We start from the raw sequence: 12165 nt of genomic DNA, 5'->3' as shown, positions 1-12165 counted from the left end.
GAAACGTGCCCGCGAGTTGCTTCCCGGGCTCCGATTCGGTGAATAATGGCAGAATGCGTCTTGGCGTTCTCGACATCGGGTCAAACACCGTCCACTTGCTGCTGGTCGATGCCCATCCCGGCGCGCGTCCGGTGGCTTTCGCCTCCCATAAGCGTCCGTTGTCGCTGGTGCAATACCTGGACGGCGACGGAAACATCAGTGATGAGGGCCAGCACGAGCTGATCGAATTTGTCCTTGAGGCGTGGGAGTTCGCTGCCCGCCACAAGGCCGAGGATCTGTTGGCCTTTTGTACCTCGGCCATTCGCGAGGCCACCAACGGTGCCGAGGTCCTGGCCAGGGTCAAGCACGAAACCACCGTGACGCTGCAGGAACTCACCGGGAGCGAAGAAGCGTCCATGACGTTCTTCGCCGTGCGCCGCTGGTACGGCTGGGGGGCCGGGCCCATCCTGGACCTGGACATAGGCGGCGGCTCGTTCGAAATGGCCTACGGCACTGACGAGCTTCCCGAGTTCGCCACGTCCGTCCCCTTGGGCGCAAGCCGGCTCACCCGGGACTGGCTGCATGAGGACCCGCCCACGGCCAAGAGCGTCAAGGAACTGCGCCGGTACATCCGCTCGACCCTGAAACCGGTGGTGCGCGAATTCCAGGAACTCGGCCGGGCCAACCTCGTGGCGGGGACGTCCAAGACTTTCCGGTCCCTGGCACGTATTGCGGGTGCCGCGCCGAGCGCCGCAGGCCCGTACGTCAAACGCGAGCTCCATGCGGCGGACCTCGGCCTCTGGGCACAGCGGATCTCCGCCATGACCGTGGCGGATCGCCTGTACCTCCCGGGAGTTTCCGACGCCCGGGCCCGCCAGCTGCTCGCCGGAGCGCTGGTCGCCGAGGCTGCACTGGAGCTTTTCGAGTTCCCCAAAATGGAGATCTGCCCGTGGGCGCTGCGGGAGGGCCTGATCCTCCGCCGGCTGGACCAGTTGGTGTTCGAGGAAGCCCTCGAACCGGCCCCGCATGTGGGCAAGCGCAAGAAAGACAAGTCCAAAAAGAAGAAGAAGGCCAAGGAAAGCGAAGAGCACACGGACACAGACAAGCACTTGGAAACGGCCGGGCAAGCAGATGCCGACGGTCCCGCGCACCCGGTAGAGGGCCTGCCGGTACAGCTCGGCGCGCCGGTCTCCGACACGGCACCGGCCATGACGGCAAGGGGGGTGGCTTCCTAGGATGACTACCGACGTCGAACCTTCAGAGAACCATCGCCGGATTCCGGTGGCGCTGTCCAGCGCATCCGTTTACCCGCTCAGCGTCCACGACGCCTTCGCCGTGGCCCAGGACCTCGGTTATGACGGCGTGGAGGTCATGGTCACCAACAATGCCGTGAGCCAAAACCCCGGTGCGCTCATCCAGCTAAGCCACCGCTACAACCAGGAAATCGTGTCCATCCACGCACCCACGCTGTTGTTGACGCAACAGGTTTGGGGCACCGCCTGGAACAAGATTGAGCGTTCCTGCCAGATGGCCAAGGAGGTGGGTTGCGACACCGTGGTGGTGCACCCGCCTTTCCGGTGGCAGTCCAACTACGCCGAAAACTTCGTTGAAGGCGTCCGTGAGATCTCGGCAATGTACCAAGTGCACATCGCCGTTGAAAACATGTACCCGTGGCGCGTCCGGGGACGTGAAGCGGTGGCTTACCTGCCGCACTGGGACCCTATGGAGGGGGATTACGACGCCGTCACGTGGGACTTCTCGCATGCGGCCACTGCCGGGGCCAACAGTTTGGAGGCCGTGAAGGCCTTGGGCAGCAAACTGCGGCACGTCCATCTCACGGATGGTTCAGGCTCGGGCAAAGACGAACACCTGGTCCCGGGAACAGGAACCCAGCAGTGCGCCGGTGTCCTTCAACATCTTGCCTCCAACGGGTTCACAGGCGCGGTGGTGGCCGAGATTTCCACCCGTAAGGCCAAGGTCACCGGGGAGCGTGAGGAGATGCTCGCTGAGACGTTGCGCTTCGCACGCCAGCACCTCGCTGCCCCGGTCCGCAGCCTGGAGGGGTAGCGCCGGCTTCGGCAAGGCCCGGGACCCGGACATAAAACCTGGGCCCGGGCTTTGGCGTGCTTACAGCGGAAGCCTTTGCCTCGCGTTTTGTCCCATAACCGGGTTATAGGACAAAACGTGTGTAACGGAGGGGCTTGCTTCTCAGTATCGGCGGGCGAAATTCGGGGTAGCTAAGCTTTTGGAGCTTAGTGTGGCTGGGGTGCTTGCATATCTGGGAAATGTTTGGTGTGTGGCCAAACGCTGGTTCGGAACGGGAAAACGTCAGCGGGCAAACAACGCTACCGGTGCCTGAACTGCGGGTCGAGCCGCTCTGGTGAACGCCCGGATGTCAGTCGCAGGGCCGAGTTGGAAGCGTTCCTTGGCTGGTTGATGGGCACCACCGGCCAGGCCGCTGCTGCCTCGTTTGGCACGGCCCGGTCCTTCCGTCGGCGCACTGCCTGGTGCTGGAACATCGTCCCGCGGATCCCTGCCACCGGTGAGGTCCATGACCAGATCCAGGTCGATGGGATCTACGTCGGCTCGTGGTGCTGTTTGATCGCTGTTGCCGGGGAACATGTGCTGGGCTGGCAGTGGTGTGACACCGAGAAGAAGACCGCGTGGGCGGCGTTGCTGCAACGGTTCCCGGCACCACGGGTGGTGATCACCGACGGCGGGTCCGGGATCGCCGCTGCCCTGTCGGAGTGCTGGTCCGAAACCGCGGTCCAACGCTGCCTGGTCCATGTCCAGCGGAACGTCCGCACCTACCTGACCAGCCGGCCCAGAACAGAGGCAGGCAGGGCATTGCTGCGGCTAGGACGGGCGCTGACACGGATCAACGCCCCGGCCGAAGCAGCAGCATGGCTGGCAGGGCTCAATGCCTGGCACCAGGAACACGGGGCCCTGGTCAAAGCCCGCACCTACCGCGCCGCGACGGCCGTTGCTCCGGGATGGGTCCGATCGAATCAGGCCTGGTGGTACACCCACGACAGGCTCCGGAAGGCCTACCGGCTGCTCGAACGCCTCGGCCAGGCCGGCACGCTCTTCACCTACCTGAGCCGTGAATACAACGGGCTGGACATCGCCTCGACAACGAACAGGATCGAAGGCGGCACCAACGCCCAACTCCGGCTGATCCTGCGGACTCACCGCGGCATGGGCGAGGAACACCAAAAGCGAGCGATCGAGTGGTACCTCTACCTACACAGCGAGCAACCCCGCCCACCGGCCGCGCTCATCGAAACGAGTTACTACCGACCAGCCAAGAGAACAACCCAGACCCTGCAGGAACAAGAACCAGGCCCAGAGCTCTACAGCACCGGCCTCAGCCCAGACGAAGGCCTCTGGCACCGCACCGGCTGGGCAGGACGCACCTAACACGCCCGGGATTTACACACGTTTTGTCCTATAACCCCCATAACCCCGCTTAAAAGCGAAAGCACCGGCGGCCGAATCGGGAAATGGGGGAAAACCCGTCCCGGCCACCGGTGCTGCTGGCGGACATCCCCATGCCCGCCTCATCACTCGCACCCTCAATGAGGTAAGAACCAACTTACGGACCAACCTTGGGTGGGGCCTGCAATAATCTTGGGAACTTGCTGTGAATCCCTCAGTGCGGACTCCGTTCGACCCCTCCGCAGGGGAACTGCCATGATGGACCAATGAGCAACCGAATCGCATTCCTTGGCTGTGGATCAATGAACGAGGCAATTCTCACCGGCATCCTTGCTGCCGGGACCGCCCCTTCGGACATCGTCGCCACGGTGCGGCGGGCCGAGCGGGCGGAGGAGCTGGCCGAGCGGCACCGGGTTACCGCTATTGCAGGCGAAGAGGAACCGGACAACAACAAGCTGGCCACCAAGGGTTCCAGCATGGTTATCCTGGGCGTCAAGCCTGTGGGCATCACGGACCTCGCCCGGGAAATCAGCCCGGCGCTGGCGAAGGATACTGTGGTGGTCAGCGTTGCTGCCGCGGTTTCCATTGCCCAGCTTGAGGCGGCCCTCCCGGACGGCCAGCCGGTGATCCGCACTATGCCGAACACTCCCTCCAAGTTGGGCCGGGGCGTCATTTCAGTGTCGCCCGGAACGCACTGCACGGCTGTGCAGCTCGAGTCAGCCAAGGCTGCGTTCGCAGGAGCCGGCAAGGTTGTGGAGATTCCTGAGGAGCAGGTGGACGCCCTGTCCGCGATCAGCGGTTCGGGTCCCGCTTATGCGTTCTATCTGGCCGAGGCCATGGCCGCCGCCGGTGTTGAGCTCGGTCTGGACGAGGAATTGTCCGTCATGCTTGCGCGCGAGACCGTAGCCGGGGCCGGCTTCATGCTCGCTGAACCGGGTGCGGATCCGAGCGCACTCCGCAAGGCAGTCACCAGCCCGAACGGCACCACCGAACGCGCCATTGCCGCGTTCGACGACGGCGGGCTGCCCAAGATCATTGCCGAAGGCGCCCGGGCTGCCGCAGCGAGGGCAGCTGAGATCACCAAGGAGCTTGGCTGACCGCCAAGGCGGCGCCGCACCGCCAAGGCCGCACCGCCAAGGCCGCGCCGCTAAGGCCGCGCCGCGAAGCGCTCCAACAAGTCCACGTGTCCGGATACGATCAGCATGTCGTGTCCGGACACTTTGGTTTCCGGCCGGGCATACGTGAAGTCCTCGCCCGGAGTCTTCACGCCAACGATCGTCACGCCGTACTTTGAGCGGACCTTGGATTCCTCCAGCGTGAAGCCCACGGTTTCCTTGGGCGGGTACATCTTGACGATTGCGTAGTCGTCGTCGAACTCTATGAAGTCCAGCATGCGCCCGGACACGAGGTGCGCTGCACGGACGCCGGCATCGGCTTCGGGGTAGATGACGTGGTTGGCGCCGATGCGGCTGAGGATCTTCCCGTGCGAGGGCGTGATGGCCTTGACCCACAAGTGCTGGATTCCGAGGTCCACCAGGTTCACCGTGATCAACACGGAGGATTCGATCGATGTACCGACGCCCACCACGGCGGAGCTGAATTCCTGCGCACCGAGCTGACGGAGGGCGTCGATGTTGGTGGCATCGGCTTCCACGACGTGGGTCAGCACCGGTGCCCACTTCTGGACAAGCCCACGGTCACGTTCGATCGCAAGGACCTCCCGGCCTTGTTTCACCAGTTGCTCGGCGGTTGCCGAACCGAAACGCCCGAGTCCGATCACCAGGACAGGCGCGTTGTGGGCGGGGCGATTGGCCGCCCCTTGGATGCTAGCCAATGATTGGCCTCTCTTCCGGGTAGTGGTACAGCTGGCTGCGCTGGCGCAGGGCCAGGCCCGCAGCAAGGGTAACGGTGCCGACGCGGCCCGCGAACATCAACGCTGTCAGGACGTAAACGCCCGACGGCGGCAGTTCGGCACTGAGGTTGGTGCTCAGTCCAACGGTGGCAAAGGCGGAAATGGTTTCAAACAGCACCCGGTCCAGGGAAGCTCCGCTGATGGACAACAGCAGGAAAGCAGCCACGGAGACGAGCGTTGCTCCGGCCACGATGACGGAGATGGCTACCCGCATGGTGCCTTGGGGGATGGTTCGGCCGTAGACCTTGACGTCTGCGTCACCGCGCGCTTCGGCAACGATTGCCAGGAACATGACGGCGATGGTGGTCACCTTGATTCCGCCCGCGGTGGACGCCGAACCGCCGCCGGCGAACATCAGGGCATCCGTGAGCAGCATGGTGGTGGATTCCATGTGGTTCTGGTCCACCAGGTTGAATCCACCGGACCGGGTCATCACCGAGGCGAAGAGTGAGTGGATGATCTTGTCCCCGAGGCTCATGTGCCCGATGGTCCGCAGGTTGTCCCACTCCATCAATGCCCAGAGGACTGTTCCCGCCGCCAGCAGGATGAAGGACACCTGGATGGTGAGCTTGGTGTGCAGGTTCCATTTCTTCCAGTTCAAGCCGTTTTGCTGCAGCACCATGACCACGGGAAAGCCGAGGCTGCCCAGGAATACCCCCAGCATCAGGGGTACGAGGATCCACAGATCGGTCTCGTAGGGAACGATTCCGTCCGAGTGCGGAGTGAAGCCGGCGTTGTTGAAGGCTGAGATGGAGTAGAAGACACCGTGCCACACCGATTGCCAGAACGGCTCACCCAGCAGCATGAACCGTGGCACCAGGACCAGGGCCAAGGCACCCTCGATGACCACCGAGGTCACGATCACGATCCGGAGCAGGGTACCCACTTCGCCGAGCCTGCCGGCGTTGTTCATGGCTTCCTGCGCGATGAGCTTTCCACGGACACCAAGCCGTTTGCTCACCATGAGGGCCAGCAGCGACGCCAGCGTGAGCGTACCGAGGCCGCCCACGAAGATGCCGATCAGGATGACGAGCTGCCCGAAGAAAGACCAGTGGGTGGCAGTGGAAACAACCGTCAACCCGGTAACGCAGACGCTGGAAACCGCGGTAAACATGGCTTGGTGGAGGGGAGTGGGCTCCCCGGAGGCAGAAGACGCCGGAAGTGACAGTAGCCCGGTGAAAAGCAGGATGACCAAGGAGAAGGCCACCAGCGCCAGGCGGGCCGGGGAGGTGTTGGCGATGTTGTCGATAAAGTCGCGCGCACGCGTGAAAATCCACAAGCCTTCGCGTTCCGGCTGGCCGGGTTGCCAGTTGGCCGGGGTAGTTGACCGCGACTGGCTTTGAGACATGGCGCTCTTCCTCAAGTGAACATACTTTCCCTGAGTAGTAAACCACTATTCGCCCGCCGTAACCGGGCGAAGCGGCGGGACGCCCTCAGGTAGCCTGTTCTGGATGAATGACACGCTTGGAACGCCTGCTTCCAGCATCACCCGCTCCGCACTGCCAACGACGGTGGTGTGGGACTCTGCCATGACCGCGTACAACTTCGGGCCTACCCACCCGATGGCACCGCAGCGGCTTGAGCTGACAGCAAGACTTGCTGAAACGCTGGGCCTGTTCGACCACAAGCATGTGGCGATGGAACCGCCCAGGATAGCCACCGACGTCGAACTTTGCTCGGTCCATAGCGCCGCCTATGTGGAAGCGGTGCGGAAGGTCAGTGATGACCCTTTCACTCCGGATGAAGAACGCGGGCTCGGGACCGAAGACGACCCGGCGTTCGCCGGAATGCACGAGGCCAGCGCGCGACTGGCCGGAGGTTCGCTGGTGGCGGCGGACGCGATTCTGTCCGGGGCCGCCGTGCGGGCCGTCAACTTCAGCGGCGGGATGCACCATGCCGCCCGCGAACGGGCCAGCGGCTTCTGCATCTATAACGACGTCGCGATGGCCATCCAGAGGCTGCTCGACAACGGCGTGCAGCGGGTGGTGAGCATCGACGTCGACGCCCACCACGGCGACGGGACCCAGAGCCTGTTTTGGGACGATCCGCGCGTCATGACCATTTCCTTGCACGAGTCGGGCCTCACCATGTTCCCCGGAACAGGTTTCGCCAATGAGACCGGTGGCCCGAATGCCCGGGGCACGGCAGTGAACGTGGCCGTTCCGGCGTTCACGGGCGACGCCGCGTGGCTTCGGGCGTTCTACGCAGTGGTTCCGCAGATCGTGGGCGCTTTCCAGCCCGAGGTCATTGTGAGCCAGCACGGTTGCGACTCCCACCGGCTGGATCCATTGACGCACCTCAACCTCAGCGTGGACGCCCAGCGGGAGGCCGCAAGCGCGATCGGAAGCCTCGCGGCCAGGTACTGCGATAACCGGTGGATAGCCACCGGGGGCGGCGGGTACGAGGTTGTGAACGTTGTTCCGCGCGCGTGGACCCACTTGATCGGAATGGTGACGCAGCGTCCCGTTCCCCTGGCCAAGCCCGTGCCCGCATCGTGGCGCACCTATGTCAGCGAGAAGTACGGGGTGGCCGCGCCGGAAAGCATGGGCGACGACGTCGATATCTGGTGGCGCTCCTGGGAAGTGGGCTATGACCCTGCCGATCCCGTGGACCGGACTGTCATCGCCACGCGCAAGGAGATCTTTCCGTTGTACGGCCTGGACCCCTGGTTCGACTGAGCGTTTGCGGCTAGGCGTCCGACTTTTCGGTCTGGAACACCACCCCTGCAGCCCCCACCAGCCAGCCGAGCAATGACAAGGCGAAAGCTCCGATGAGGTCCGTTGAAGCCTGGCCTTTGAAGAGCCACAGCACCAGGACCAGCATGCCCATGGTCATGTAGGTCATGATCGCGAAGATCACCCGTCCGGAGAGCCGGGTGGCCACCTGTGCAGGGTTCACCAGCGGCCCGTTCCCGTCCGCCCCGGCGTTGTCCCTTTTGACCTCCGAGATGGTGAACCCCAACGCCGAAGCGGTGAGGGAACTCAGCGACGTGGCCAGGACTCCGGCGGCCGTCACCAAGGCTCCGTTGAGTTCGGGTGCCTCGGCCTGGCCGGTCGGAACCCACGTGCCCACCCGGATGAGCACCGTGGTCCACACCAGGACAAACAGCGCCAGGAACGCCGCAGCGATGATGTTGAAGATATGCCGGCGGAAGAAGTCAGCCATAGCAATGCACCCCGTGCAGTTGGCGGTCGGGGCCTGGGAGCCCGGACGGACCGTGAAAACGTTGTAGCACCGGGTCATTGCGCGGTCAACGGGGAGGGCCGGTGACGCCGCAGGAAACAGGGATGCCAATTGACGTATATGTCGCTAGGGTGGGAGGCATGGTGACTGACGACGTATTTGCCGTCATAGCTGAGGCAACCAGGCGCGAGATCCTGGTTTCCCTCCGCTCTGGGGATAAGGCTGTAGGCGAACTGGTGGAAGAACTGGCTGCGAGCCAGCCCACTATCTCCAAGCACCTGAAAGTCTTGCGTGAAGCGGACCTTGTCAGCATGCGCGCGCAGGGCCAGAAGCGTTACTACACCCTGAACCCCAAGCCCCTGGCCGGCGTGGCCAGCTGGCTGGAAACGTTCGACGTCGGACCCGCGGCTCCCGTCGCCGTCGTACCTTCTGCGGGGGAGAAAGCGGCAGTGGCTGCCGAGGTGGCCGAAGCTCCCGCCGCAGCCGAACTGACAGCGGTGCCCCAAGCGTTGAGTCCGGCCGTCACGGTTCAGGCCGGCGAGGCTCCGGTCTCGGTGGAGCTTCAGACCGATGACACTGTTCCGCAGCAAATTGGCCGCACGGTGGGCCGGGCCGCCACCAAGGCAGCCGACCTGCTTGCGAACCTGCCCACCCTGCCTAAGTTCGGGCGGAAGCGCTAGCCCGCAATCTAACGTGATCCTTCTCACATTGTGAGGTTTTGTTCACCTTCTGATCCTTTACATTTCAAGGATTTTCCACGGTTGTGTTAACTCGCGTTCCTCGGTCACATCCGACCCGGGTGGAGATCCTACCTTTGATGGTGAAACCATGAGTGCGACTTACTGTCTTGCCGCCGCCCGTGGCACTGAAGGGATTGGAAGACGCAATGGATTCAAGGCTCGAAGCCGTCCGGGACACCGTACTTGCTCGCAATCCGGGTGAGAAGGAGTTCCACCAAGCCGTGACCGAGGTTTTCGAAAGCCTCGGCCCGGTCCACGACAGGCACCCCGAGTTCCTTGAGGGTGCGGTCCTGGAGCGCCTCTGCGAGCCTGAACGCCAGATCATCTTCCGCGTCCCGTGGACTGACGACTCCGGCCGTGTACACGTCAACCGTGGCTTCCGGGTGGAGTTCAACTCGGCCCTCGGCCCGTACAAGGGCGGTCTCCGTTTCCACCCGTCCGTGTACCTGGGAATCGTGAAGTTCCTGGGCTTCGAGCAGATCTTCAAGAACGCCCTGACCGGCATGCCGATCGGTGGCGGCAAGGGCGGATCCGACTTTGACCCCCGTGGCCGCAGCGATGCGGAAATCATGCGTTTCTGCCAGTCCTTCATGACCGAGCTGTACCGGCACATCGGAGAATACACTGACGTCCCCGCGGGCGACATCGGCGTGGGCGGCCGCGAAATCGGCTACCTCTTTGGCCAGTACAAGCGGATCACCAACCGGTATGAGTCCGGTGTGCTCACCGGAAAGGGCATCTCCTGGGGCGGATCGCTGGTCCGCCCGGAGGCCACCGGCTACGGCACCGTGATCTTCGCGCAGGAAATGCTGAAGACCCGCGGAACCTCCTTCGACGGCCAGCGCGTTGTGGTCTCGGGTTCGGGCAATGTTGCCATCCACGCGATCGCCAAGGCCCAGGCGCTTGGCGCAACTGTGGTGGCGTGCTCCGATTCGGCCGGCTACATCGTGGAGGATTCCGGCATCGACGTCGAACTCCTGCGCCAGATCAAGGAAGTGGAGCGCGCACGCCTCACGGAGTACGCGGCCCGGCGCCCCGGCTCGAGCTACGTTGCCGGCGGTAGCGTGTGGGACGTCAACGGCACTGTTGCCCTGCCCTGCGCCACCCAGAACGAGCTGGACGGCAACGCCGCTGCAAAGCTGGTCAGCAATGGCCTGCTCGCCGTGGCCGAAGGTGCCAACATGCCTTCCACCCAGAAGGCCGTGTCCGTCTTCCAGGAGGCCGGCATCCTGTTCGGGCCGGGCAAGGCTGCCAACGCCGGCGGCGTGGCAACCTCGGCCCTGGAAATGCAGCAGAACGCCAGCCGCGATTCGTGGTCGTTCGAGCACACCGAGCAACGCCTCACCGAGATCATGGTGGGCATCCACGACCGCTGCGCCGAGACGGCCGAGGAGTACGGCGCGCCCGGTAACTACGTAGTGGGCGCGAACATCGGTGGTTTCGTCAAGGTAGCCGACGCGATGCTCGCCCAGGGCCTGATCTAATTCCAACTGAGTAGCAGTAGAGCGCGTTCTGAACCCTCAGAACGCGCTCTACTGCTACTTGGATGGGTTAGCGTACCTGGACGGGTCAGCGCTGGAGCAGCCGCACGTGCTCCGGGTTCAGCTCCGAAACCTTGCTGACGCCCAGCAGGGCCATGGTGCGGGTCATGTCCTTCTCCAGGATCTGGATGGTGCGGTCCACGCCCTCGCGGCCCCCGGCCATGAGTCCGTACAGGTAGGCGCGGCCGATCAAAGCGAAGTCCGCGCCAAGGGCAAGTGCTGCCACGATGTCGGCTCCGCTCATGATGCCTGTGTCCAGGACGACCGCGGCGTCGCTGTTGTCCGCTTCCAGGGCAGAGGTCACCTCCGGCAGCAAGTGGAACGGAATCGGTGCCCGGTCCAGTTGGCGTCCGCCGTGGTTGGACAGGACGATCCCGTCTGCGCCATGGTCCACGACGCGCCGGGCGTCCTCCACTGTCTGGATGCCCTTGACCACGAGCTTGCCCTTCCACGTTTCGCGGAGCCAGTCGAGGTCCTCGTAGGTCAGTGTGGGATCGAACATCGAGTTGATCAGGTCGGCCACCGTGCCCGTGTAGCGGGACAGTGAGGCGAAGGTCAGCGGTTCGTGCGTGAGGAAGTTGAACCACCAGGCCGGCCGGTAGGACGCGTCCAGCACCGTCTTCAAGGTCAGGGCCGGCGGGATGGTCATGCCGTTGCGGACATCGCGGAGCCGGGCGCCGGCCACTGCCGTGTCCACTGTGACCATCAAGGTGTCATTGCCTGCCTTGGCAGCGCGCTCGATCAGCTCGAGCGAGCGGTCCCGGTCCGTCCACAAGTACAGCTGGAACCAGTTCCGGCCGTTCGGTGCAGCCGCTGCAACGTCTTCGATCGATGCCGTGCCCATGGTGGACAGCGTGTACGGGATCCCGGCGGCTTCAGCTGCCTGGGAGCCGGCGTACTCGCCTTCGGACTGCATCATACGGGTAAACCCGGTGGGGGCGATGCCGAACGGAAGCTTCGACTCCTGCCCAAGGATGTCTGTGCGCAGGTCGATCTTCGACACATTGCGCAGGATCCCGGGACGGAACTCGATGTCCTGGAACGCCTGGCGTGCCCTGCGAAGCGTGATTTCCTCTTCGGCCGCACCGTCCGTGTAATCGAAGGGCGCCTGGGGTGTCCGCCGCTTGGCGATGTCGCGGAGTTCCCAGATGGTGTTGGCCCGCTTGAGGCGGGCGGCCTTGCTGAATTCGGGCTTCTTGAACTGCATCAGCGGCGCGAGGTCCGCCACTTTGGGGACGCGGCGCTTCAGCGCGGGAGGCTGTACGACGGCGGGGGCCGGCTGGGGTGCGCGGCTGACGTTCTGGTCGCTGCCGGCATTGGCGGGGGCGGCCGTGAGCTTGGGATCGAGGGTGTTTGTCACTTCGGTTCTCCC

General features: G+C 64.0%; 11 protein-coding genes. 7 read left to right on the top strand and 4 right to left on the bottom strand.

What is annotated here, in order from left to right; translation table 11 throughout:
* The first annotated feature begins 53 nt into the window (after window positions 1-53).
* From AUR_RS06160 to proC, 4 genes are all read left to right on the top strand, one after another.
* Complete coding sequence (locus tag AUR_RS06160; protein ID WP_241650873.1) at window positions 54-1214, top strand: Ppx/GppA phosphatase family protein; 1161 nt, start codon at window positions 54-56, stop codon at window positions 1212-1214.
* A 1-nt stretch (window position 1215) separates the two neighbouring features.
* Window positions 1216-2046, top strand: coding sequence for a sugar phosphate isomerase/epimerase family protein (locus tag AUR_RS06155; RefSeq protein WP_062097841.1), 831 nt, complete (start codon window positions 1216-1218; stop codon window positions 2044-2046).
* 225 nt (window positions 2047-2271) lie between these two features.
* Window positions 2272-3399: an IS1249 family transposase gene (locus tag AUR_RS06150; RefSeq protein WP_164888660.1), complete on the top strand. Its 1128-nt coding sequence runs from the start codon at window positions 2272-2274 to the stop codon at window positions 3397-3399.
* Window positions 3400-3683: 284 nt separating this feature from the next.
* Window positions 3684-4514: a pyrroline-5-carboxylate reductase gene (proC, locus tag AUR_RS06145; RefSeq protein ID WP_062097839.1), complete on the top strand. Its 831-nt coding sequence runs from the start codon at window positions 3684-3686 to the stop codon at window positions 4512-4514.
* 50 nt (window positions 4515-4564) lie between these two features.
* On the opposite strand, the gene AUR_RS06140 is transcribed toward proC, so the two are convergent.
* Complete coding sequence (locus tag AUR_RS06140) at window positions 4565-5251, bottom strand: potassium channel family protein (RefSeq protein ID WP_021473824.1); 687 nt, start codon at window positions 5249-5251, stop codon at window positions 4565-4567.
* Window positions 5244-6677: a TrkH family potassium uptake protein gene (locus tag AUR_RS06135; RefSeq protein WP_062097837.1), complete on the bottom strand. Its 1434-nt coding sequence runs from the start codon at window positions 6675-6677 to the stop codon at window positions 5244-5246. The genes AUR_RS06140 and AUR_RS06135 overlap by 8 nt, the downstream gene beginning before the upstream one ends.
* 103 nt (window positions 6678-6780) lie before the next feature.
* Here AUR_RS06135 and AUR_RS06130 point away from each other — a divergent pair, with 103 nt between their 5' ends.
* A complete protein-coding gene (locus AUR_RS06130) occupies window positions 6781-8007 on the top strand; it encodes an acetoin utilization protein AcuC (protein ID WP_062097836.1) in 1227 nt (408 codons plus the stop codon).
* Window positions 8008-8017: 10 nt separating this feature from the next.
* Here AUR_RS06130 and AUR_RS06125 read toward each other — a convergent pair whose 3' ends face one another.
* Window positions 8018-8494, bottom strand: a complete 477-nt coding sequence (locus AUR_RS06125) for a hypothetical protein (protein ID WP_062099328.1) — start codon at window positions 8492-8494, stop codon at window positions 8018-8020.
* A 158-nt stretch (window positions 8495-8652) separates the two neighbouring features.
* Between AUR_RS06125 and AUR_RS06120 the strand changes: the two genes are divergently transcribed.
* Both AUR_RS06120 and gdhA read left to right on the top strand, forming a co-directional pair.
* A complete protein-coding gene (locus AUR_RS06120; protein ID WP_062099325.1) occupies window positions 8653-9192 on the top strand; it encodes an ArsR/SmtB family transcription factor in 540 nt (179 codons plus the stop codon).
* Between the two features lie 206 nt (window positions 9193-9398).
* Window positions 9399-10736: an NADP-specific glutamate dehydrogenase gene (gene gdhA, locus AUR_RS06115; RefSeq protein WP_062099323.1), complete on the top strand. Its 1338-nt coding sequence runs from the start codon at window positions 9399-9401 to the stop codon at window positions 10734-10736.
* 85 nt (window positions 10737-10821) lie between these two features.
* Here gdhA and AUR_RS06110 read toward each other — a convergent pair whose 3' ends face one another.
* Complete coding sequence (locus AUR_RS06110) at window positions 10822-12153, bottom strand: alpha-hydroxy acid oxidase (RefSeq protein ID WP_062097834.1); 1332 nt, start codon at window positions 12151-12153, stop codon at window positions 10822-10824.
* Window positions 12154-12165: the final 12 nt, after the last annotated feature.

It is taken from the genome of Paenarthrobacter ureafaciens (assembly GCF_004028095.1).
Taxonomy (GTDB): Bacteria; Actinomycetota; Actinomycetes; order Actinomycetales; family Micrococcaceae; genus Arthrobacter; species Arthrobacter ureafaciens.
This window is presented reverse-complemented; position numbering and strand designations above follow the sequence as displayed.

Coding starts and splice junctions, on each gene's coding strand:
- AUR_RS06120 (WP_062099325.1), top strand. CDS start 8,653: ATGGTGACTGACGACGTATTTGCCGTCATAGCTGAGGCAACCAGGCGC.
- AUR_RS06155 (WP_062097841.1), top strand. CDS start 1,216: ATGACTACCGACGTCGAACCTTCAGAGAACCATCGCCGGATTCCGGTG.
- AUR_RS06130 (WP_062097836.1), top strand. CDS start 6,781: ATGAATGACACGCTTGGAACGCCTGCTTCCAGCATCACCCGCTCCGCA.
- gdhA (WP_062099323.1), top strand. CDS start 9,399: ATGGATTCAAGGCTCGAAGCCGTCCGGGACACCGTACTTGCTCGCAAT.
- AUR_RS06160 (WP_241650873.1), top strand. CDS start 54: ATGCGTCTTGGCGTTCTCGACATCGGGTCAAACACCGTCCACTTGCTG.
- AUR_RS06125 (WP_062099328.1), bottom strand. CDS start 8,494: ATGGCTGACTTCTTCCGCCGGCATATCTTCAACATCATCGCTGCGGCG.
- AUR_RS06135 (WP_062097837.1), bottom strand. CDS start 6,677: ATGTCTCAAAGCCAGTCGCGGTCAACTACCCCGGCCAACTGGCAACCC.
- proC (WP_062097839.1), top strand. CDS start 3,684: ATGAGCAACCGAATCGCATTCCTTGGCTGTGGATCAATGAACGAGGCA.